The 24,202-nt window shown below is 51.4% G+C and carries 14 protein-coding genes; 5 read left to right on the top strand and 9 right to left on the bottom strand.

Annotated features, from left to right (window positions below):
• Window positions 1-86 precede the first annotated feature (86 nt).
• The 4 genes from ACKWCC_RS07540 to ACKWCC_RS07525 form a co-directional block, all read right to left on the bottom strand.
• Window positions 87-3,419: a VCBS repeat-containing protein gene (locus ACKWCC_RS07540; protein WP_413995306.1), complete on the bottom strand. Its 3,333-nt coding sequence runs from the start codon at window positions 3,417-3,419 to the stop codon at window positions 87-89.
• 118 nt (window positions 3,420-3,537) lie between these two features.
• Window positions 3,538-5,133: a SusD/RagB family nutrient-binding outer membrane lipoprotein gene (locus ACKWCC_RS07535; RefSeq protein WP_413995305.1), complete on the bottom strand. Its 1,596-nt coding sequence runs from the start codon at window positions 5,131-5,133 to the stop codon at window positions 3,538-3,540.
• Window positions 5,134-5,161: 28 nt separating this feature from the next.
• Window positions 5,162-8,233 (bottom strand): SusC/RagA family TonB-linked outer membrane protein, encoded by a 3,072-nt coding sequence (locus ACKWCC_RS07530; protein WP_413995304.1) that lies wholly within the window; start codon window positions 8,231-8,233, stop codon window positions 5,162-5,164.
• A 41-nt stretch (window positions 8,234-8,274) separates the two neighbouring features.
• Window positions 8,275-8,460: a hypothetical protein gene (locus tag ACKWCC_RS07525; protein WP_413995303.1), complete on the bottom strand. Its 186-nt coding sequence runs from the start codon at window positions 8,458-8,460 to the stop codon at window positions 8,275-8,277.
• An 81-nt stretch (window positions 8,461-8,541) separates the two neighbouring features.
• On the opposite strand from ACKWCC_RS07525, the gene ACKWCC_RS07520 reads away from it, so the two are divergent.
• Both ACKWCC_RS07520 and ACKWCC_RS07515 read left to right on the top strand, forming a co-directional pair.
• Window positions 8,542-9,621 carry a sensor histidine kinase gene (locus tag ACKWCC_RS07520; RefSeq protein ID WP_413995302.1) on the top strand — a complete coding sequence of 360 codons (1,080 nt, stop codon included), beginning with the start codon at window positions 8,542-8,544 and terminating at the stop codon, window positions 9,619-9,621.
• Window positions 9,618-10,328 carry a LytR/AlgR family response regulator transcription factor gene (locus ACKWCC_RS07515; protein WP_413995301.1) on the top strand — a complete coding sequence of 237 codons (711 nt, stop codon included), beginning with the start codon at window positions 9,618-9,620 and terminating at the stop codon, window positions 10,326-10,328. The genes ACKWCC_RS07520 and ACKWCC_RS07515 overlap by 4 nt, the downstream gene beginning before the upstream one ends.
• 250 nt (window positions 10,329-10,578) lie before the next feature.
• Here ACKWCC_RS07515 and ACKWCC_RS07510 read toward each other — a convergent pair whose 3' ends face one another.
• Window positions 10,579-12,741 carry a thioredoxin domain-containing protein gene (locus ACKWCC_RS07510; protein ID WP_413995300.1) on the bottom strand — a complete coding sequence of 721 codons (2,163 nt, stop codon included), beginning with the start codon at window positions 12,739-12,741 and terminating at the stop codon, window positions 10,579-10,581.
• Window positions 12,742-13,054: 313 nt separating this feature from the next.
• Between ACKWCC_RS07510 and ACKWCC_RS07505 the strand changes: the two genes are divergently transcribed.
• From ACKWCC_RS07505 to ACKWCC_RS07495, 3 genes are all read left to right on the top strand, one after another.
• Window positions 13,055-13,702 (top strand): SanA/YdcF family protein, encoded by a 648-nt coding sequence (locus tag ACKWCC_RS07505; RefSeq protein WP_413995299.1) that lies wholly within the window; start codon window positions 13,055-13,057, stop codon window positions 13,700-13,702.
• A gap of 24 nt (window positions 13,703-13,726) precedes the next feature.
• Window positions 13,727-14,971 (top strand): NRAMP family divalent metal transporter, encoded by a 1,245-nt coding sequence (locus ACKWCC_RS07500; RefSeq protein ID WP_413995298.1) that lies wholly within the window; start codon window positions 13,727-13,729, stop codon window positions 14,969-14,971.
• Window positions 14,972-15,064: 93 nt separating this feature from the next.
• Window positions 15,065-15,256, top strand: a complete 192-nt coding sequence (locus ACKWCC_RS07495; protein WP_413995297.1) for a hypothetical protein — start codon at window positions 15,065-15,067, stop codon at window positions 15,254-15,256.
• 245 nt (window positions 15,257-15,501) lie between these two features.
• On the opposite strand, the gene ACKWCC_RS07490 is transcribed toward ACKWCC_RS07495, so the two are convergent.
• From ACKWCC_RS07490 to fabD, 4 genes are all read right to left on the bottom strand, one after another.
• On the bottom strand, window positions 15,502-17,418 hold the full coding sequence (locus ACKWCC_RS07490; RefSeq protein ID WP_413995296.1) for an OmpA family protein: 1,917 nt from the start codon (window positions 17,416-17,418) through the stop codon (window positions 15,502-15,504).
• A gap of 93 nt (window positions 17,419-17,511) precedes the next feature.
• Window positions 17,512-18,507, bottom strand: coding sequence for a PorP/SprF family type IX secretion system membrane protein (locus ACKWCC_RS07485; protein ID WP_413995295.1), 996 nt, complete (start codon window positions 18,505-18,507; stop codon window positions 17,512-17,514).
• The gene (locus ACKWCC_RS07480; protein ID WP_413995294.1) at window positions 18,507-22,850 is read right to left on the bottom strand and encodes a Calx-beta domain-containing protein; all 4,344 of its coding nucleotides are present in this window, start codon (window positions 22,848-22,850) and stop codon (window positions 18,507-18,509) included. Before ACKWCC_RS07480 ends, ACKWCC_RS07485 begins: the two co-directional genes overlap by 1 nt.
• 161 nt (window positions 22,851-23,011) lie before the next feature.
• Window positions 23,012-23,896 (bottom strand): ACP S-malonyltransferase, encoded by an 885-nt coding sequence (gene fabD / locus ACKWCC_RS07475; RefSeq protein ID WP_413995293.1) that lies wholly within the window; start codon window positions 23,894-23,896, stop codon window positions 23,012-23,014.
• Window positions 23,897-24,202: the final 306 nt, after the last annotated feature.

Below are 24,202 nucleotides of genomic sequence, written 5' to 3'. Positions count from 1 at the left end.
TTTGGCGTTCCTCTTTTACAGTGGCCTGGCCACATACGCCCCCCGACAGCAGGAGGGCGCACCATAAAATAAATGCAGCATGTACGTTACCGCTCGTTCCCATCATCACCGTTTAGTTTAAATACCCTTATGGGGCCGTTGTTACGTGCAAAAAGAAACCTAGGTTCGCCTGTTCCCTTTCTTAGCCGCACAACATCACGGATTTCCCCGGTTATGTGCAGGCCGCTTTCATTTTGACTTACCTCGGAAAAGGCGCCCTCCGGCGTGCCCAGCAGCAGCAGCCCCCGGTTGGCATCGTAACGACCGTATTTTACCCGAGAGCCAAAAAAGTTACCGGCCAAAATAAGGTCCTGCAGCCCATCTTTGTTCACATCTTCTGAATACATCGCAAAAATGGGCGCCCACTGGGCGCTTGCGGGCAAGGGCTCAAAACGAAAAGAAAGGTTGTCCATATTCTTAAGTATGCCACTGGTAAAGGTCCGTGCCCTGAGCGTATCCATCAAAGAGCGTTCTTGTTCCGTAAAGATATCCTCCATCTGCGCATTGGCATAATCAGAATAGTTCACATATTTTCCCTTAAGGCCCACCAATTGATCGGTCAGGTCATCTTTTGAAAAAACGGGATATTCCTTGCCCTGTATAAAACTGGTGAGAACAGGGTCTATGGAGCCGTTACCGTCAATATCCGAGTGGTAAAGCGAAACAGGTTCCTTTTGGCTGGCCTTCAACTGTGAATTTAAGCCGTGGTTGCCCAACACCAGGTCCATCTTCCCATCCCCGTCCACATCCATTGGCAAAACGCGGTTCCACCAGCCCTCCGTGTTTTCAAGACCCTTAACCGTACCCTTGGGCTTAAATCCTTCCTCCGTATACTCAAAAATTCTTATGGGCTCCCACTCGCCAACCACCACAAGTTCCTCTTTGCCATCTGCGTCCATATCTGCAAAGGCCGCGTCCGTGACCATACCCAGATGTCCTTCTTGGGCGTCCCATTTTTTGGTGTGTATGCCAAAGGTGCCCGTACCATTGTTTTGCAACATAAAGCTTTGGGGAGCGGTGGGATATTGCCCCGGCACCAAACGGCCGCCCACGAAAACATCCAGATCGCCGTCCCCATCCATATCATTGACGGCTATGGCGAGTCCGCTGGTTTTCATCTCCGGGAGGGCGTCCTTTTTCTCCGTGAAGCCTCCCTTTCCGTCATTGAGGTACAGACGGTCTTGCAACAGCATATCCCCTGCCTCCAGCTCGTTGCCGCCACTGACAACGTAAAGGTCTTGGTCTCCATCTGCATCGGCATCAAAAAACAGTGCATTCACATCCTCGGCTGCTGCCAAAGGTGCAAACACTTGGTCTTGGTGCTCTTTAAATCCGCCATCTTTCTGCTGCAACAAAAGTCGGCTCGGTTCACCGATGGGCCCTGGAACAAAAACATCTTCCAACCCGTCCCCGTTCACATCTGCCGTGGCCAACCTGGGCCCTTGGGTAGATCGCTTTTGGGGCAATAGACGTTCTCGTTTAAAATCATTGTACTCATTTTCCCTATGCGCCAATGGAAGGAGCCCCGTCCGTTCCACTTCTTTAAAATAGGCGGAAGGTGCGGGCCTCTCGGTCTCCGAAACTTGGGATGCCTCCAGAAAGCGAAGCACCACCTTGGTATTGATCGGGACATTGAAAAGCGTCTGCTGTTTGCCGCCGGGCCAAAAGACGGTAAGGCTATCCACGGCCTGGGCCTGGCCCAAGCCAAAGGTGAGCGGACCGATCATGGACGACTGGTAGCCACGCACAGGCATCTGTTCTTGGTATTGATGGTTGCCCTGGGAAGATACGCGCACCTTGGCACCGATTCCCGAGGGGTTTTTTTCCGGTCCTTCCAAACTTATTTGCAAGTTATTGTGCGTGCGTTGTTTGTCCGTGTTGTTCCTATATACAAAGGCGGGCTCATCTATGTTGTTCACCACCAAATCCAAATCGCCATCATTGTCCAGATCGGCATAGAGGGCCCCATTGGAAAGTGATTCCCGCTCAAAGCCCCAGTCCTTGTTCTTTTTGGCAAACGTGAGGTCTCCGTTACTGGCATACATATAATTGGGAACCACCGTGGCCGGTATTTCCTGCACCAAGTCCAGAATGGAGGTCTTGGTCCCGGTTCTGTCCTCATTGAGCTTCTGTTGCACCGCAAAGTTCATGAAGTCCATATTGGTATAGTCCCGCTTGTACCCGTTGGTGATAAAAATGTCCTTATGGCCATCATTGTCAAAATCTGCCATTAGGCCGGCCCAGCTCCAGTCGGTATTGGACACCCCAGCAAATTGGCCGATCTCGGAAAAGGAACGACCCTGGTTGTTCAACTGCAGCATGTTCCGCATGGTCTGATGGTAAAACCCTGATGCCTGCAGTTTGCTGAACTTTTCATAATTGTCCGGCCCCGATACCATTTTCTGGCGGTAGTTGCCCTCGGGGAGCATATCCAACGCAAGTACGTCCATATAGCCATCATTGTTCAGATCTGCCACATCGTTGCCCATGGAGAACAAAGGGGTGTGGCCCATATAGGCGGCCAAGGATTCTGTAAATGTTAAGTCCCTGTCATTGATGTAGAGGTAGTCTTGTTCGTTGTAGTCATTGGACACATAGATGTCTGGCCATCCATCATTGTTCAAATCCGAAATGGCCAGGCCCAGACCAAAACCCAGCACATTGCTTACCAGACCTGATTCTTTTGTGGCATTGACAAAGGTGCCGTTATCGTTACGGTACAGTTTATCTGCAAAATCGGGGTTGGAACGTTTTTTTAGGCTTGGCGTGATCTGGCCAAAACCGGCATATTCCTGAGTGGAATGGTTCAATACATAAAGATCAAGGTCACCATCCAAATCATAGTCGAAAAACGCTGCCTGGGTGGAATACCCTGTGTCTGCCACCCCGTATTCTTCCCCTTTTTCGGAAAACGTGAGGTCGCCATTGTTTATGAACAACAGATTGCGCCTTTTACTGGGGGCTTGGGCTGCCGATCGGCACACGTAGAGGTCCATAAAACCATCTGCATTGACATCTGCCATGGTAACCCCAGTGTTCCAAAGCCCCTCGGCAAAGACACCCGCTTCCTTGGCCATTTCCTTGAACTCCATGTTCCCTTGGTTAAGGTACAGGTGGCTACCTACCATATTGCCCGTAAAATAAAGATCGATGAGCCCGTCATTGTTCAGGTCCCCGGCGGCCACGCCACCACCATTGTACATATACCCATATTCCAGGACGTTGAACTCTTCCGTCTCTCCCAGGACATTGGTAAATGTAATGTTGGTGTGGCTTTGGGGCATTAGGGAAAACAACTTGCTTTCATCCACACGGGTGCAAGAAAGTGCCCACAAAAGGGTAAGCACAAACGTATAGGCGTATTTCTTCATCTTATGCATTTCTAGGGAGATTATGGCCGTGTGGGCATTGCCCCATCACGGGCAATACCGGCCGTTTGAAACAAAAAAATACCAATATGGAGCATATTGGTATTCTTTTGTCTTTAACAATCCAACGCTAGTTTTTCTTATCCCACCAAAGCTTTGTGGTTCCCAGATCGGGCCCTCCCAAGAGGTTGGCCACGGCTTCTTGGACAGCTTCGGTATTGTCTGCATACTCTGTGGCCGTATAAGTCATTCTACGTGGAATTTCATCTACGGGTATATCCGGATTCAAACTGTTCAAACGGTCGTACAAAATTGGGTAGCCCGTTCTTCTGCGCTCAGCATAGGCCTCTTCACTATCGGGCCAAAGGGCTATCCATTTTTGGGTAATGATCTGCTCCAGCTGCTCTTCCTCGGATCCCGCAGCGTTGTAGGCCACAGGTACGGTGGACACTGGCGGGGTGGCCCCGTCATAAGAGGCTGGGGTCAAGGGGCTGGTGACGTAGTCGTCCCCGCTGAGGTTGTTGCCATCATAGCCCAATTGCACGTGGTTGGCCACAATTCCTTGGTTGTACAGCTCTTCCGCGCTGCCTCCCGCATTCCAACCCAAAAGGGCCGCTTCTGCCCTTAGAAAGAATGCTTCCGCAGCCGCCATGACCACCCATGGCGGTCCTGGATCGCCACCCAAGGTGTAGGGATCGGCCATGTTGGATGCCAGCCCATTGAAATTTGTGGTGGCTTTGGCCTCCGCTGTCTGTCCATTTCTCATTCCTTCATAGGGGAACTCCACACCGGCAGGATCATCCGCTGGATCCGGAATTGCGGCGGGAGCCGCAAAACTGGCAATTCGGGGGTCTTGGTATCCCTTGAGGATACTTTCCATATCGGCACTCATCCTAAATTCCCCCCATTGGGTAATGGTGTTATAGGAGTTTTGAAAATTGATGTTGGTCTGGATCACCGCATTATCCTCGTTGGTGGTGAACACGCCATCTGAAATGGCCTGTTCGGCATTGGTTTGGGACAATGAAGGGTCTGCATAACGCACCCGCATTGCCAGACGCAACCTGAGCGTGTTGGCAAACTTTAACCAAGAATCCACATCACCCCCGTAGATCACGTCATTGGAAGCCAAGAAAGATGTGGCCCCCGCGTTAGCCTTTAATACGGCAACGGCCTCTCCCAGCGTGGTGAAGAAGTCATTGTAAATGTCTTCCTGGGAATCATAGGGCACTTTTTTCTCCAAATTGCCAAATTGGGAATAGGGAATGGGTCCCCAATAATCCGTGACCCTGTGATAGGCATACACCCTCCATACTTTCATCATCGCATTCTCTACCTCAAAACCCTGTTCTGCAGCGGTATCTTCGGCAAACTTGATATTTGGTGCCGCACGCTGGTAAAAATAACGGTAAGCCCCATTGAGCCAACCCCCCACCAACTCGAACTGGTCACTGTTGAAGTTGGGCGCCGTGGTGGCAAAATAGTTGGAATACACATCCGCAAATAGCGAATGCCCCAGTTGAAACGGGCCCCTTGCTTGATCAAAAGGCATGTAGTTGGGGGTGTAGAGCGCCCTTTTCACAAATAGGGGATACTCCGATGAGGTCACCGCATCTTCCGTAAAGTTCTTGGGATCGGTGTTCAGCTCCGTAAAATCGTCCGTACAACTACCCAGTAAGGCCAAAATAAGCAGTGCGGGCAGCAACTGTGTGAATCTGTTTTTCATTTTTTTCAAGTTAAATTACAATTTTTTTTTAAAATGACAAGTTGATCGAAACCCCTATGTTCCTTGTGGTGGGCAAGGCAAAAGCCTCACGGCCTTCACTTTCGTTGTCCGTGCCACCGAGTATCTCCGGATCAAAGTTCTCTGCCTTGTTGCTGATGAAGAAAAGGTTTCTTCCCACCAAGGAAACGTTTGCCCTGGTCAAGAACGTGTTGGACAGGATGCTTTCCGGAAGGGTATAGCCCAAAACAAGTTCCCTTAGGCGTATGTTGCTCAGATCCCTGACAAAGGCTTCACCTACCGGAGTATTTCTACCCCCTACCCTATTCCAAAAATCTTCGGCTGTGACCGCAACGGTGTTGGGCGATCCATCTTGGCGCACGGCGGTTTCCCCTGAAAAGAAATTATCGCCGAACACCAAACCGCCATCACGGCCCTCGGTGGTATAGTCCAGAACACCGTCCCGGGCCAGAATGGCTTCGGAGAAACTGGTTACGCTGCCCCCTTGACGGATATCAATGAGAAAACTGGCATTGAAATTTTTGTACGTAAAAGAGTTACGGATACCGGCCAGCCAATCTGGGTTAAAGTTGGCCACCTTCACGGCATCCCTTCCCGGGGTAATAATGGGAAGGCCAAAGTCATCCACAATGACGTTGCCATCTCCATCCCGCTCATAGCCCCTGGAATAAATGTCACCGAACTGGCCGCCCACTTCCAAGACGTAATCCCTGATAAAATCACTGCTTACCGTTAACCTATCAAAACCTGGGGCAATGGCCAATACCTCGTTCACGTTTCTGGCCCAGTTAAGGTCCAGGTCCCAGGTGAAATCCGGTGCATCTATGATGGTGCCTCCCAAGACAATTTCAAAACCCCGGTTTTGGATATCCCCACCGTTTTGGAACAGACTGGCAATACCGGAGCCCACGGGTGTTGGGGTACTGAATATCTGATCGAAAGAGTTGATCTTGTAATAGGTGAGATCAAATCTCAGGCGATTGTCAAAGAAGCGCGAGTCGAAACCAAGCTCCAAGGATTGGGTGGTTACCGGCCTTAGGTCCGGATTGGGCTGTGTAGGATTGATGTCCAGACTTCCAAAACGGATGTCTGCCCTTCTGGAAAGGCGGAAGGCGTCGGTATCCGCACCCACTTCGGCCCAGTTGGCCCGCAATTTCAAGAAGCTCAAGGGCGTACTGCTCAAATCCACCAGGTCCGTGACCACACCCGTTAAACCCACGGATGGGTAAAAATAAGACCTGTTGTCCTCCGGCAAGGTAGAGCTCCAATCGTTTCTTGCGGTAAGGTTCAAAAAGATGGCGTTCTTATAGGAAAGCTCGCCCAATGCATAAACGGACTGTACCTCAAAACGGTCTAGGCGCTCAGTGGCCAATGGCTGTTGGGTGTTGCTGAGGGCAAAGAAATTTTCTATTGTAAAGTTACGCCCCTCGCCCTGCAGGTAGGTGCTCTTGAAGAAACGTTGGTTGGCACCCGCGCTAACATCTATCCTAAAATCCTCGGACAAATTCTTTTTGTAGTTTACCAGGATGTCATTGTTCCAATCGAACTCGTTGCTGGCCGCCTTTCTGTATTGCCCAAACTGGGCCACGGTATAGGTGTCATTGTACCAGAAAATTTCTTCCGATCGGCTGGTCCTGTCCAAGGCAGAGCGCACCAGTACGGAAAGATCGTCCGTAACATTGTATTTCAAGGACAACAGACCAAGAACGCGCTCGTCCAGTCTGGGGTTGGTCCTGTTGTTTATGGTCCAATAGGGGTTGCCACCACCGTTGAACTGGGGCAGAAAATAATGTTGTCTCAATTTTCCCTCATCATTGATGAACTGGAAATCTGCAAAATCCTGGGTGCGGATGTTCCTTGGTATTTTGTAGAGATAGCGCATGGGATTGTCAAAACCTTCCCCAGTAGCCAGCACATTGTCAAAATTGTCCCTAATGTAGTTGATCTTGGCATCTACCTGAAGCTTTTCCGTAATATTGGAGGTAACCCGGGTGTTGATGCTGTGCCTGTCCAAATTGTTGCCGGGGACAATGCCACCCGCATCGGTAAAGGTGTATCCCAAAAAGACATTGCTCTTCTCACCGTTCATGTTCACCCCCAGGTTGGTGGCCAGTTGGTGACCGGTTCTAAAGAAGTCCTTTACGTTATCTGGTTGCGCCTCGTAAGCATACGTGCCGCCAAAATCAGGGTAGTTGGGGTTATTGCTCCAATGGGCCACCTGGCTGCCATCAAATCGTGGGCCCCAAGAGGTTGTGGCCACTTCCGAATAAGACCCACCGGCTCCCTGGCCAAATTCATTTTGGAAATTCAACAGGTGTATGGGAGTGCTCATCGTGGCCGTAAAGCCCAAAGTGGTAGAAACCCCCTCACGGGCACCCTTGCCACTTTTGGTGGTGATCACAATGGCTCCGTTCTGTGCCCTACTGCCATAGAGAGCGGCGGCGTTGGCCCCGCGAAGTACGCTAATTTCCTGGATATCATCTGGGCTTATGTTGTTGATGTCGCCATTGAGCAAGATCCCATCCACCACGTACAAGGGCTGGCTGCTACCGTCAATGGACTTGTTGCCCCGCATAACGACTTTGGTTGGCGCACCGACACCGGCGGCGGATTGCGTCACCGAGATACCGGCCACCTTACCACTGAGTCCTTCCAGAACGTTCACGGAACGTGCCTGGGTAAGTTCTTCGGTATCCACTTGTTGGTTGGCGTAGGAAAGGGATTTAGCCTGACGTTCCAGACCCAGGGCAGTGACCACCACCTCATCCAGTTGACTGGCATCCTCTTCCATGACCACATCAATGGTATTGGCAGCACCCACCGTAATGGACTGTGGCCTGGTTCCCAAATAAGAGAACACCAGCACGTCGCCCACTGCCGCCTCAATGGTGTAATTACCGTCAAAATCGGTCTGGGTTCCGTTGGTGGTGCCATCCACCACTACGTTCACACCAGGCAACGGCATGTTGTCCGTGGCACTTGTAACAGTTCCCGTAATTGTCTTGGTCTGGGCCAAAAGTGCCGAAAAACCAAAAAAGGCAGCCAAAAAGAAGACCCCCTTTACATTCAGTAACATTTTCATACTTTTTTGAGTTAGTTAATATGATGTTAAAGAGGTAAAATTCATATTTTGCTAGCATTTATCCAAACATTTCCATAAACAACCACTAAACTGCCACGAACCGCGGTTTGGGGAGCACCAAATTCATCTTCATCATCCCAAAAAAAGAATAAAAATGAGACAAGACTTCTTAAAATTTCACGGAAATGATTACAAAAACCCACACTAATTGGTAATTTGACCAACATTATCGAATCTTGCACAAATGCATCTGCCTCTGTCTAGTAAAATGGGCAGGTCCAAGAGAAAATAACTTTCAAAAAAAATCCATGGCCATAGAAGGTACCCGTCCGTTTCTTGAGCGTCAAAACAAAGATGGATACCAAATATTGTTTTGGCACCACATTCTGTTCTGGGTACTTTATTTCACTTTTAACACCGTGCGCTGGGGCAGTTATTTCCATGACTACCCGTATGCTTTTAAGACCAACCTGCTCAGTTTTCTCATTCACATCCCGTTCTGCTATCTCAACATCTATGGGTTAATGCCCAGACTGCTCTTTAAAAGAAAGTTTGTAGCGTACGGTCTCGTCATTTTGGGTTGCCTGGTCACCGCCCTGCTCGTTCGTTTCAACCTTACCTATTATTTGGTGGGCACCAACGTTTGGCCAGAGGGTCCGGAGCCCATAGACAGCATCACATTCAATTATGCCGTGAACATGATGTTGGGCGAGCTTTATGTGCTCTCCTTTGTTACCGCCATAAAACTAACGGTAGACTGGCTTCGCGGACAAGTGCGGCTCAATGACCTGGAGAAAAAGCAAATGCATTCTGAAATCAAGTTTCTTCGATCACAGATCAGTCCGCATTTCTTTTTCAACACCCTGAACAACATTTACAGCCTTACCTTGGAAAAATCAGATAAGGCCCCAGGGCTTTTGCTAAAACTTTCCGCTTTGATGCGCTACCTCCTTTATTCCACCAACCAACCCCTGCAACTTTTGGAGAAGGAAGTGGAAAGCATAAAAAATTACGTGGCCATTGAGCGTGTGCGCTTTGACGATTCCTTAAAGCTGACCATGAGCGTCAATGGCTCCTTGGAGGGTGCGAAAATAGCTCCAATGCTCTTGATTCCCATTGTGGAAAATGCCTTTAAGCACGGCGCCAGAAACACGGTGGAGCACGCCTTTATTCAGATTAATCTGGTGGTAATGGATGATTTTTTGTATTTTGAAGTGCATAATTCCGTTCCACAGGAAATAAATGCGACCCAAAACGGGAAAGGTGGCATTGGATTGGCCAACATAAAAAAACGGCTTAGCTTGGGCTATGACAGAAGCCACTATGACCTCGCGCTAAAGGAAGGGAAAAATACCTATACCGCTAATCTCAAAATAAAGGTTAAATGAGTTTAAAGGCCATTATCATTGACGACGAACCTTTGGCCGTAAAAGTGATCGCCAATTATATTGATCACGTACAGGAACTTGATCTTGTAAAAACATTCAGAAATGCCATGGACGGACTGGACTTTTTAAAGTCCCAGCATGTGGACATCATTTTTCTGGATATTGGCATGCCCGTATTGAACGGTTTTGGCTTTCTTGAGAACCTGACCAAAAAACCCTTTGTGGTCATTACCACGGCACACGATAAATATGCCCTGAAAGCCTATGAATTTGAAGCAGTGGACTATCTGGTGAAACCCATCCCACTTCCCCGATTCCTAAAGGCCGTAAGAAGGGTCCTGGAACTTGCCCCAAAGCGGTCCCCATCGGTGGCGCACGCCAAAGAAAGGGAACATCTTTTTGTGCGCGTTGAAAAGAAAAAAATGCAAAAAATCCACCTGGATGAAATCTTGGTTGTGGAAAGCTTAAAAGACTACATTACCATAAAAACCATTGATTCCGAATATACCGTGCACCAATCCCTGACCAGTTTTACCGAACAGCTTCCGGACAATGATTTCATTAGAATCCATCGTTCTTTCACGGTTGCAGTGGACAAGGTAAACTCCATTACCGCCAACAGTCTGCTCATAAACAATGTGGAATATGGCATTGGCAGAAATTACCTCAAAGAGGTACGGGAAAGAATTCTTGAAGGTTTCATTTAAAAACAACCCTTATTTTGATTTTGCTTGGGCTGACTTACCGGCACTGAACAACCCTAAAATGCCCCCGACCCAAACAAAACAAGGATATCATTGAAGGAAGTTTTTTGGCTTTGGCCGAAAGAAAAAAACGTAAGACCAATTTTGCTCCACACATTCCTACTTGGCCAAATCACCCGAGGATGGGTTAAAAAGGGAAACCAATTAAAAGAAGCTCCATTAAAGACAGGGTGTTTAGCTCTAGGTGACAACTTTAAAACGCAACACCCAAGTTTATGCTTTCGGGCAGCTTGTAACCAAATTCCCTGAGCTGGCCCAGGGCCTCTTCCACGGTGGGCACGGGCAGTTTGCAGGTATTGTCCTGGCACACATAGACCAAGGTGCCCCGTTCCGTGAACCTGTTCTTGAAAAGGGGTTCCCCACTGGCCACCGTAGATCCGGCCAACAAGGTGTTGGGCAGATGGTACCGCCCCAATTCCGCCATCATTTCCTTGGCCCTGGGCCCCACCACTACGATTTCATAAAACGGTAAGGCGCGGTACATGAACAAACTGCCCCAGAGCCCATAGTTTTGCGGGTATTCCATAAAATCTCCCTGCATCCGGGAAACCATATCGTTGAACCGATCACGGTAATCCGTATTGTAATCCAAATGGCCCAACCAATAGAGGTTCTGGGCCATTATGGCATTGGACGAGGGCCGCACCCCATCTTCCTTGCGCACCACGTTGGATATCAGCGCACTGTTCTGGCTATACTTAAAAAGACCGGAGGCATCCGTGTATTTGTCCACCGCCGTTGCCGTCCATTTCCTGGCCGTATCCAGATAGGTGGGGTCCAAGGTGGCCTCGTAGAGCTGCAGGGCACTATTGGCCAAAAGGGCATAATCTTCCAAAAACACTTGATCTTGCTTACTGCTCCGCTTATAGGAATGTACCAAGGCACCGTTCTGCACATTGTGCTCTTCCAAAAAAGAAAAGGTGGCCAAGGCGGCATCCAGGTATTTGGGCTCCCCCAGTGCCTTGTGGGCCCGTACCAGTCCATTGATCAACAGTGCGTTCCAAGAAGTAATGATTTTGTCGTCCTCCTTGGGGCGCACCCGTTTGGCGCGCTCGCTCCACAGGCGCTGGTGCCAGCGCTCCTTGAGCGCCATCAAGGCCGGCACGTCCATTCCGTTTTTCTTGGCAAAGATCGCATCGGCGTCCCTGCGGAAAAGGATGTAGCGTCCCTTTTCCCAAACTTCCTCCGCATGGATGTTGTAGTATTTGGCAAAAAGAGGAAAATCAGCTCCGAGGGCCGTTTTTAGGGTGTTGGCGTCCCAAGTATAGAAAAGGCCCTCCTCTCCGTCTATACTGGCGTCCAAAGAGCTGATGTACCCGCCTTCCTTGCCCCTCATCTCCCGTTGCAAAAAAGCAAAGGTGCTGGCCACCGCCTCCTTGTAGGCAGGATCCCCGAACACTTTGTAGGCATCGGCAAAAAGCCCCAAGAGCTGGGCGTTGTCGTACAACATCTTTTCAAAGTGGGGCACCTTCCAGTCCGGATCGGTACTGTACCTGAAAAACCCACCGCCAAGATGGTCGTACAGACCGCCCATGAGCACGTTGTCCAAGGTCTTCTTCACGTGGGCCCGCACCTGGACATCGCCGGTGAGCACGGCATGGTCCAACAGCATGCTTACCTTGGCCGGAACCACAAATTTTTCCGGTGCGCGGTCTCCGCCCCGTTCCCTGTCCCAAAGGGAAGACCACCGCTGTACGGCATTGTCGATCATCTCCATGGAGATCTTGGAGGAGGCCGAAGCGCTTTCGGGACTTTCGTACACCTCTTGGACTCCTTGGGTGAGCAGATCGGCATATTCCTGCATTTTTTCCGGGTTTTCCCGGTGCTCTTTGCTAAAATTGGCCAAGACCGCCATCCAATTTTCCTTCTCGTGGTAGGTGCCCAAATACACGGGTTTGGCATTGGGCAGCATGATCACGTTCAAGGGCCAGCCGCCGGACCCCTTGACCAGTTGCAGGGCCGTTTGGTACACGGCATCCACATCAGGGCGCTCATCACGGTCCACTTTTATGCTGATATAGTCTTGGTTCATCAACTTGGCCACCTCCTCATCCTCAAAGGATTCTTGTTCCATCACGTAACACCAGTGGCAGGAGGTATAGCCCACACTGAGCACCACCAATTTCCCTTCTTCCCTGGCTTTCTCAAAGGCGCCCTCGCTCCAGGGCAGCCAGTTCACCGGGTTGTGCGCGTGCTGCAAGAGGTAGGGGCTGGTCTCATTGACCAAGGCGTTGGTATATTTATGTGCTGTTTTGGGCGGCACCCCACTGGCCGCCTCTTCCCCTTCCGTGTTCTTTTTATCCTTGCAAGAAAAAACGAGGAACAATATCAAACAAAAACTGCAATACTTCTTCATATGCTCTGGTCTTTGGCCCAAACCCAAAGATAATCAAAACCAGAAGAGCCCCACAGGCCACCGAGCGCTTTGCAGGGCCCATTCCCGGAACGTGCAAATCGTTTTGGTTTAAGCCATCCGTCCCAACACGCACTATGGGCAACCTTGAACCCATGGGCCAACGCTTGCCGTGAACATCAAGAACACCGTGGATTGGCCCAGTCCGGGAATGGAACGGACACGCCATACGGGCCATCCCGGCAAACCGTCATCCCCGGGGGCCCCACCAAAAAACAAAAAGGAGGGTTCATTATTTAGTATCTTTACGGGAACTATGGGGCTTTCTTTAAAAAAAACAACGGGCTGGGGTCTTGCCGCATTTGGTGCACTGTTGTGCCTTGCGCTCCTTACCAGCCACTACGTCATTGCGCATTACGCAAAAGACAAGATGTATGACAAGCTTGAAGATGTTCCAGCGCAGCAAGTGGGACTGGTGCTGGGCACCTCCAAAAGATTGAAGAGTGGGGCGCCCAACCCCTACTACACCAACCGCATCCTTGCCACTACGCTGCTATACAAATCGAACAAAATAAAATTTGTGCTGGCCAGTGGCGACAATGGCAGCATCTACTACAACGAACCCAACACCATTAAAAAAGACCTTATAGCCGCCGGCATACCGGCAGACCGGATTTTTTTGGATTACGCCGGTTTCCGCACCTTGGACTCCATGGTCAGGGCCAAGGAAATCTTTGGCTTGGACAGCGTTACGGTCATTTCCCAAAAATTCCACAACGAGAGGGCCATTTACCTTGCCGGCAAAAAAGGGCTCAAGGCCATTGGTTTCAATGCAAAAGACGTTTCCATCGAGGCGGGCCTTAGGGTAAGGGTCAGGGAATCCCTGGCCAGGGTAAAAGTTTTTGTCGATTTGGCCCTACAGACCCAACCCAAATTTTTTGGAGAAAAAGTGACCATTGATTAATTTACCACCCAACCAGCGCGCCATATGAAAACACTGATAAGAAATCTGGGGCCCGGGCTGCTGTTTGCCAGCATGGCCATTGGGACCTCGCACTTGGTGCTCTCCACCAAGGCCGGTGCCCAGTACGGGTGGATCATGATCGTGCCCATCATCTTGGCCAATGTGCTAAAATATCCTTTTTTTGAGTTTGGCGTGCGGTACACCAGCGTTACCAACACCACCCTGATCCAAGGCTACCTGAACCGTGGCAAAGGGTATCTGTGGTTCTATGCGGCCATTACCGTGACCACCATTTTTACCCTATTGGCGGCCCTTTATACGGTTACCGCCGGTCTTTTCATCAACCTTTTTAAATTGGATGGCGCTTCCATTGGCTCAGTGGCCTTTGGCCTTTTTGCCTTTATCAGTGCCCTGCTGATCATTGGCAGGTATCGCTTTCTGGAACTAAGCCTTAAAATGGTGGTGGGCATTCTATTTGTTGCTCTTTTGGCCACCACCTTTTTGGTCGTGGCCAAGGGACGGACAGAGGCCGCCCAGGATTTTGAGCCCCTGCCGCTCTTTGATGGTGCCGGCGTGCTCTTTATCATAGGCCTTATGGGGTGGATGCCCACGGCCGTGGAAGCCTCGAGCTGGGTAAGCCTATGGAGCTTGGAAAAATGGAAAGTGCAAAAGAAACCCACCCTACAACAGTCGCTCCAGGAATTCAATACCGGTTACGTCCTTACCGCACTGCTCGCCATTTTTTTCCTGGTGATCGGTTGGTACACCCTGTACGGCACCCGTACCGAGCTCAGCGGCAATGCGGTTCAGTTTGCGGACCAGGTGGTGTCCCTGTTCACCACGCATATTGGGCAATGGGCCTACCCCTTCATTGCCGTATCTGCCTTTGCCACCATGTTCAGCACCTGCATGACCGCGCATGACGCCATTGCCCGGGTGGGCTTGGACATCGCGGAGCTTTTGAGCCCAAAAAAAATTCTAAGTGGCAACAAACGGCTTTTCTCCTTTACCGTGATCCTATTGGCCTTGATCAATTTCCTGGTCATTTGGCTGTTTGGGGGCAATATGGGCCAATTGGTGGCCCTGGCCACTTTTGTCTCCTTTGTGGTGGCACCGGTAATAGGATATATGAACCTCAAGAACGTGACCAGCACGGACATGGCCCTGGAATTCCAGCCCCCCAGACCCCTAAAATGGCTCACCTACCTGGGCATAGTATTTCTCTCGCTCTTTGCCGTCTACTATTTTTATATTGTCCTGGTGCAATGAAAACCCGTAAAACCCGTTGTTATGGGTATCACAGAATTTATTTGACAACAGGCCTTTTTCTTCCCATTTTTGTGCCAATGTAAACGGATTTTTATGAAGTTGATGAACGTTGAAAGAATAACCAAAACAGAAAAGAGGTACACCAAGAAAATGGGCATACTCCACACCAAGGTGACCTATATTAGAAAACGTTTGCTCATTTTTCCCCTTAAGACCCTGCACAAATATCGCAATACCTACTACGGTGAGGTCAAGGACTGTGAGCAGTGCCTGCTTTCAAGATAAGCACCGTGGGCCCTGCTCCAAACCCACCCTTCCCGGTCTTGCATTGGAATGCCACCACTGAAATGAAAGAAGCTATGGGAAGAGCTCTCATGAACCTGCCGGGAAGGTGTTTCCTTTTTGCCACGGACAGGCAACAGCGTTTTTACAAACCGCAACTTTTCATACGGGGCAAAGCCTAAAGGGGTGTGCCCAAGGACCTCCAAAACCGGGAACCACCTCCCTTGCCACGCAATGGTTGGGGCCGTTCAGTTGTTTTGCACCACGATCAAGGTCCTTTCGTTCTGCTTGTGCAGAAAATCCAGGCAATATGCACCGTCCACACAGTTGTTGGTGATCTGGGTCTCCCCATACCCAATGGAAGCGGCAATCTGGGACCTTTCTGCGCCATTGGCCTCAAGATAGGCCTTGATGGCATCCGAGCGCTCTTGGGAGAGCCTCAGATTGTAGTTGGAACTTCCCCTACTGTCCGTATGGGTCTCAATGGCAAGCCTTAGCTCCGGAAACTGTTTTAGCGCGGCCACCACTTTGTCCAGCTGCGCGGAGATGGCCGCGTTGATCTGGCTCTTTCCCTTATCAAAATAGAACTTTTCCAGGTCCAGCACCGTTTTTCCCTCCGCGTTGGTGAGCAGGTCTTCCAGACGCACCAACGGAACTTGGAGCCCCTTTTCCTGAAGGATGTCCATTTCTTGGGGCGAAAAGGCCTTGCTGTAGCTAGAATGGCCCTCCTTTTCGATCTGTAGGGAAACCCCGTCCTGCCACGGCACCTCCATTTCAAAGCGCCCGTTGGCATCGGTCAGGGTGCGCACCAACACCGTGCCATCAGGCGCCAAGAGGTTTACCGTCACGGCCTCCAGGCCCTGGTTGGTGATCTGGTTGGCCACATTGCCGCTAAAGGCAAAGGTCTTTAGTCCGGGGACCGTTGCCAAAGTGTAGGCATAAATATCATCTGCACCTTTACCGCCTGGCCTGTTACTGGCAAAGTAACCGCTGTGCCCCCCATTGCCATTGGAACGGATAATGAAACCAAAATCGTCCGCAGAGGTGTTGAGGCCCACGCCCAGGTTTACGGGGATGCTGAAACCGCCGTCCTTCTTAAGGTTTGATTTGTAAATGTCCATCCCGCCCATTCCGTAAAAAACATCGGACGAAAAATACAGGCTGCCGTTGTACAGATAGGGAGAAATCTCATTCCCCGGTGTATTGATCCTGGGCCCCAAATTGGTGGGAGAAGACATGATCTGTCCTTTGTTGGTCTCAACATAGTAAATATCCGTGCCCCCTTGGCCATCGCCAAAGTTTGCGGCAAAGTACAGGCGCTCGGTGGCATCGTCATAAAAAGGATAGTAAAAAGAGGTGCTCAGGTCCTTGAGCACAAAACCCTGGGTGCCCGGCCCTTTGGCCATTCCTATGCCCAAGGCGTTCTTACCATTTTCATCAAAGGCCATTTCCCCGTTTTCGGTATTGGAAAGCGTGTAAAAAAACTTGTCCAGGGCCGGGGAGTAAAAAGGGGTGGCCTTATGGTAGCGGCTATCGGGGATCTTGGCAAAGGTTGTGACCGCCCCAATGTCCCCGTTTTCCCCAATAGCGGCCTCATAGATATTGAGGTAGGCCTCCCCACTGGGCCCGTACACCAACTTACTGTCCCTGGGCCTGCTGCTGCTGAACAGTAGGCTCCCTTCATAAAAGGCAGGCGAAAAATCCATGTAGGGCGTATTTAGGGTCAGTGGCATCACCTTAAGCTGGTTTGGCCGTTGCGGGGACGCCAGCAGTTCCTTGTTGAAATTGGCATTCTCCAATAGTGCTTTGGAGAGTTCCTGGGACCGGGTGCCCAGAAAAACCCCAATGCGTTCGGGCTGGGAAGATTTTGAAAAGGACTGAAGCATCTTGTTCACGTGATGAGGGGTCATCACGGTATCCTTCTCACTGAGCTGCACATACAGCTCTGAAGCATCCCTGAACCGATCTGTCCTAAAATAAGCATCTGCCAAGTTCAGGCGTTGCTGCGGGGTCAACGGTTCTTTTAGTCCCTCCTTCTTGTAGGCCGCTATGGCCTCGGCGTACCTGTAACCATAGAAGAGCTCATCTGCCTTAGAGGTTCTCTCCTGCCCAACAGTGATGAGCGGCACCATAATGAAAAGCAACGTGCACAATACTCTAGCCATAATTCTTATCCTCTTTTACCCTCTCTTGTTTTCTAACATTCCTCTGTCCCCAGGGCATCATTGCCCCTTTCCTGCAAGACGTTGCCCAAAGCACTAGAAAAAACGTGGGGTATCTATCTGTTTGGTCTTGCCCTTATCGTTTTTGTCCTTCTTGTCCTTGTTGTTGTTGGCGCCGCCCTTGCCCAAATAAAATTTCAGGATGATCTCGTGCGACCCATTGTTGAACTCACCCAAAAGATTGGTGTTGTAATCGTAGGAATATCCAACGTAAATGCCACTGCTTATCTGAATGCCCGCCAGGCCACTGATGGCATTGTCCAAACGATAGGATACCCCCGCCGTGACCACGTCCGAAATCAAGAAATTGGCCGACAGGTTACTGTTCAAGGCGGCACCGGAAAGGGTATTGATCAAAAACGCCGGCTTGAACAACAGATCGTCGGAAAGGTTAAACACGTAGCCCCCTATAAAATTGAACTGGATCTTCTCCTCGATCACACTGGCCACCTCATCATTGTACACCCCTTCGGTAAGGAAATTGGGAATGGAGGCGCCCAGGTACCAGTTGTCCCCGTACAAAAAGGCCCCGGCGCCAATGGTGGCGTAAAACCTATTGATCCGGTCCAGGTTCAAGGGCTCCCCGGGATTTTCAAATGTGCCCTTTGAGAAATCGACATTGAGAAAGGAACCCCCGGCATCCATCCCAAACGAAAGTTTGGTGGCATCGGTAAGGTTCACTTGGTACGAATAGGAAACGTCGGCATAGGTCTGTGATACCGGCCCCAGGTTATCGCTCACCACATTGATGCCCAGCCCCATGACCTCGTTCTTAAACGGCAAATTGGCCCCGGCCCTAATGGTGCGGGGCGCACCCTCTATATCTATCCATTGGGCCCGGTACAGGCCAATGATCTCCGCGGTCTCCACCGTGCCCACATAAGCAGGGTTAAAACTGCCTATGTTGTACATGTATTGGGTATATTGGGGCTCTTTCTGCCCGTGCGCCCCGGGTGCCCAACCCAGAAAGACGGCAAGGACAAGAAAGCCAACCCTGTGTTTTACTATGTTAGCACCAAACCCTTTCATCATTATCTTATGAGTTGTATCCACCCTTTGTCCGTTACTTGGGGTCCGTTATCAATACTGTAGTTGAGAATGTAGTAATAGGTGCCCTCCGGTGCTTCCTTACCATCCCTTAACCCGTCCCAGACATCGCCATCGTTTGTTTTCTCCGCTTGGTAGGTTAAATTCCCGTAACGGTCATAGATGCTGATGTCATAGCGGATGTTTACCGTGAGCCCGGTGTCCGGGTCTTCAAGATTTATGCGCAGCACCTCGTTCTGGTTGTTGCCATTTGGCGAGAATTGATTGTACAGGAACCCGGGATCGGCCCTTGTTTTTTCAATAACGTTCACCACCACCGTGGCACTGTTGTTACTGGGTTCCCCATCCCGCGGAGAAGAACGGGTATAGGAAGCTGTGTTTTCAAAACTGCCCACTGTGGGCACTCGCGCCGTTATGCGGAGTATGGCCTGTCCTTCCAAGGCCAGGGAGGGTATGGTCCAAAGGCCCGTCTGGGGATCATAACTGCCCAAAGTGGCGGTGTCCGATTCATACTCAAAACCGGGCCCCAGCACATCGGAGATGGTGATGTCCACCAACTCGTCGTTCAATGAGGCATTGGTTACGATAATCTCAAAGATCACCGTCTGCCCCACGATCTGGGTACTGGGAATGGCTTCCTTGGTCACGGAGAGGTCCACTCCCTCGCGCACTTCGGTGAACACGGTCACCGTTTCGGAAACGTCATTGTCCGTGTTTTCGTCCAAGGGAACGGAAGACAGCAATTCTGCCACATTGGTATAATTGTCCCCTTCCAATACCTCTACTTCAATGTCCAAGGTGGCCGTGCCCAAGGCCGGGAGGTTGGCCACTGACCATTCCCCGCTTACCTCGTCATAGTTGCCCAGGGAGGCGGTTTGGGACACGAATGCAAATCCGTTCTGTAAAAAGTCGCCCACCACGGCCGCTACCACCTCCTTGTCCGTCAGGTTTTCCAGGGTAATGGTAAAAACAACATTGTCGCCAACCAGGGCATTTTCGTTGTTTACCGTCTTGGTCACCACCAGATCTACGGGACAGTCGGGGCTGGAGTTGTCGGGAATGCAGGGATTTTCATTGGCTGGATCTTGCTGATCGTTCACCCCATCGTTATCACTGTCCAGGATATTGGAGTCCAGGGCATCAATGATGCCGTCCTCATCCTCGTCCAGGGGGTTGCCAATATCAGTGCCCACTTCCACACCATCTTCAATGCCGTCCCCATCGGTGTCCGGGTTGTTGGGATCGGTGCCCAGAACCGCTTCCTGCCCACCGAAAAGGCCGTCGTTGTCGTCATCGGTATTGCAGTCGTCCACGGTAATGACCACATCCACCACCTGGGCCACACAGGGGGCGGTGAAATTGGTGGTGGTAAAGGTAAATTCATAGGTGCCAGCGGGCAGCCCGGTAAAATCCACATTGTTTTCCGGGTCAATGACCAGGGAGTTGGTGGCATCTACCTTAATGGTCCATTGCCCTACCGCAGTGCCCGACAGCCTATTGTCCAAATCCAATATGGCAGGGCCATTGGCCGGAACACTGCAGGCATTGCCATCCGTTCCCGTAATGATATCGCCGGCCGCCCCAACGGTGACCGTAACGGGAATTCTATCACTGGCACAATCGTTCTCCACGGCCTCCACATAAAATACGGTAGTCTCGGTCAAGACCGGTGTCGTAAAGGCCGTTCCAGTAAAAACAGGGGTTGTTCCATCTAAATCCAGGTACCAATTAATGGAGGCGTCCGGACCTGAAGTGGCATTCAAGAGCACCGTGCCCGGTCCGCAGCGTTCAACGTCTGCCACAACAGGTGCATCTGGAATGGCGTTCAACACCAATTCCACTTCTATGACCCCACTGGCACAATCGTCCGTAAAATCATTGGGTGTTCCATTGTCATCCAAAAAGAAACCGAAATAAGATCCCTCCACGCCGGGATCGGCCACTTCGGCCGGCAACAGATAGGCATCTTCGTTCAAAGGATTGGAGACCCGGCTCCAGCGCAGCTGGGCTCCGGCTGGCGCGAGCGTATTGGTGTAATCGTTCAAACTGGAGACCGTGGTGTTCTGGAACAAGGTTCCCAAGGAAGTGTCCCCACAGAAAACAGTGGGCACGGAGGTGTCCAAAATCGGAGCTTCCACGCAATTGTCGTCATCGTTGATGCTGCCCGTGGCGGCACCGGTTCCCGCCAGTTGTACCCCTGGTACAGAGGGGGCCGCCAGTTGCACGGTAAAGGTCTCCGTATTTTCCAGCAATTGGTCATTGTTCAAGGGCACCGCAATGTTTTGCACCTCACCGGCGTTGCCCGCAAAGGTCAAGGTGCCGGCGGTACCGGTGTAGTCCACCCCTCCGCCGGTGGCCGTACCGTCCGTAAAGCTGTAACCTACGGTGAAGCCCCCAGAAACAGCTACATCCAGGGTAACTATGAACTCCAAGTTCCCAGAGGCCACATTTTCATTGGCAGCGACGTCCGCTATGGAGATTGTGGCCGTGTCGTCATCGGCGTTGACCACGGTCACCACTTGGTTTGCAAGATCGTCAAAAACATCGTCGCTATTGGCGTCCACCACCGAGAGGGTAATGTCATAGGTTTGATCACCGTCCAAGACCTGGTCGTCCACTGGGGTAACGGTCACCGTTTGGGGCTGGGCAAAATTGGCCGAGGTAAAGGTCAAGGTGGCCGGAAGAACGGAGCCCTCGCCGGTATTCCCAGAAGTGGCCGAGATGACCACATTGGAAGCGGGCGCTGCATCCAGCACCACGGTAAACGTGGCCGGCCCACCATTTTCCACGGTGGACAGGTTGGTTTCGGATAGGGTGAAGCCCGCCACATCATTGTCCACGATGGTCACCGAGGCAGAATTGGCCGTTCCCGTGGCATAGGCCGCGTTGGGCTGAAGGGTAATCGTTACGTCTTCAGGGCCTTCTGCAAGAGGATCATTAACGGCGATCACCGGGACAGGTATCTGTTGCTGGCCGTTGGGAATGATGATGGGGTTGGGAATGGGATCAAAATCCAGAATATCCGTGGCGTTGCCGCTTAGAGCATTGAACACCCCTAGCGGAGCACCGGTCTGGTTCAGCGCACCGGCATCTACCGTAAATTCCCCATTGGCACCCCCTTCGGCAGCCGTGGGCACGCTGGCCGCAACGGTGACCACGAAAGCGTCACTGTTGTCAATGGTCACCGTGGCGGTGTTGGCTGGTCCCACAACATATGCTCCCGGAGCAATATCCAGAATCACGGTCTCGGTTGGTTCCACCGCGTTGTCCGTGGGTGCCACCACGGGAATGGTTACCGAATCATCCCCATTGGGTACCGCCACAAAAGGGGGAATAGTGTTGTAGTCCGTTCCATTTGCAGCAGAACCGCCAGGCTGCAGGTTTACCTGAACGGGCACGCCCGTATCATTGTCGGCCCCCAGCTCTATGGTAAACTCCCCATTGGCGCCCCCTTCCACAGCTGTGGCCTCTGTTGTCGTAATGGTAACCGTAAAGTCATCATCATCTTCATTGGTAACGGACACTAATTGATTGGGCACGTCGTCAAAGAAGTCATCGCTGGCATTGTCTGCCACCCTCAATCTAATATCATAGGTCTGTGGGCCGTCCACTAGGGCATCGTCCACGCCCGAGACCGTCACCACCTGGGGTACGTTCCAGTCCACATTGGTAAAAGTGAGGTTTGGGAGATTCACCGTGCCCTCACCTGCGGACCCTGCAAGCGGGGTCACCTGTATAACCACATTGGTCTGCGGTTGCGCGTTAAGAACCACCGAGAAGGTGTCCGTGGTGCCCGTTTCTGAAGTGGTGGTGTTTGGTCCCGTTTCCGTGACCGTGAAGCCTGCCACGTCATCATCCAAAATCTCAATGTCCGCAAAGGGCTGCGATGTTCCATAATTGGGTGGGTCCGGCAAAATACGCCATCTTACAAATTCGTCGTCCTCCACCAACTGATCTTGCAAAACGGTAAGCGGAAAAGTGGCGCTTCCAGAAGTTTGAAAAGCGGGTATTGGAATCAAGACCGAGGCTGCAAGGGGGGTATAGTCATCTCCAGCGGTGGCGGTACTTGCCGAACCCGTCACCAAGTTCACTGGAAAAAGAGTGGCCGAAAAAGATAAAGGGATAACGTTGTTAACCGTTATCGTAAATTCTCCGTTCACGGGACCAGCTTCCCCGGCGGGGAACTGGGTGGCGGTAATGGTCACATCGACTTGGCCGAGGGCCGAGGGCGACACCATTAGAAAAATGAGGGTGCACCACAACGCGCACCAACGGAAAAAAGGCCGAGACACCAATTTCGGGAACCCAAGGTTTTTGTTCAATCGCATAGCGTCAATGTTCTAATGGGGGGCTCAAAAAAGGTTGGTAGGTATTTTCATACCCAAGAAATGGGCATCAATATTACAAAAAAAAAGGGCAAACCGAGCCAGAACCGCTTAAAACTGACTTTTTAAGGTTTAAACACAGGCACGGCGAACCGCAGTTTAAATCAAGAAAGTTCCGGGGATTTAGTGGCCACAGAGGCATCTATCTTGCGCACCAGCCCCTGGAGCACCTTGCCCGGGCCCACCTCGGTAAAGGTCTGTGCCCCATTGGACACCATTTGGCGCACGCTCTGCGTCCAACGCACCGGGGCCGTGAGCTGTTCCATCAGGTTTTTCTGTATCTCCGTGGCTTCCCGTACCGCTGTGGCGGTGACGTTCTGGTACACGGGGCAGTTGGGCCGGGAAAAGGGCGTTGCCTCGATGGCCGCCGCCAGTTCTTCCCGGGCCGGCTCCATTAAGGGGCTGTGAAAGGCCCCGCCCACCGGCAACATCAGCGCACGCCGCGCCCCGGCCTCCTTAAGGCTTTCGCAGGCGGCAGCCACCGCATCCACGGCGCCGGAAATGACCAGCTGCCCGGGACAATTATAGTTGGCGGCAACGACCACCCCGGGGGTGGCCGCGCATATTTCTTCCACTACGGCATCTTCCAGCCCCAAAACAGCGGCCATGGTGCCGGGCACCTCTTCACAAGCCCTCTGCATGGCCAGCGCCCTTTTGGAGACCAAGACCAGGGCATCTTCAAAGGCCAGGGCGCCATTGGCCACCAAGGCCGAAAACTCGCCCAAAGAATGCCCGGCAACCATGTCCGGGGCAACCGCATTGCCCATGACCTTGCCCATGATGACGGAATGCAGAAAAATGGCCGGCTGGGTCACCTTGGTCTCCTTAAGGCCCTCCGCACTGCCATTGAACATGGTCTCGGTGATCGGGAAGCCCAAAATGCCGTTGGCCGCCTCGAACATGGCCTTGGCCTCGGGATAGCTTTCGTAAAGGTCCAGGCCCATCCCCACAAACTGGGCGCCCTGTCCGGGAAATACATAAGCGTTCATCGTCTTGAATTTTAGGTAGGCAAAAATAAGGATATATTCTTGGGCCACAACTTTTTCCGCAAGGCTGCACGGGAGGTAGGGAAAACAGGGTGTTTTCCGTAGCGCAAGCCATAAAAGAGCGGGCGTTTACCCCATACCTTCACTTCCCCGGGCAAAGAAAATAGGCCGTATCAAAAAAAAAATGGCTCTATCGTGTTTTGAGTGGGTAAGTTAGTAAATTGTTATTTTCGGGGGATGGAAAATTCCAAGGAAATATTCGCACTCGCCCTGGGTCTTACCGATCCGTGGTATATAAAGGAGATGTCC

Origin of the sequence: Maribacter aquimarinus (assembly GCF_047345505.1) — a bacterium.
Taxonomy (GTDB): domain Bacteria; phylum Bacteroidota; class Bacteroidia; order Flavobacteriales; family Flavobacteriaceae; genus Maribacter.
This window is presented reverse-complemented; position numbering and strand designations above follow the sequence as displayed.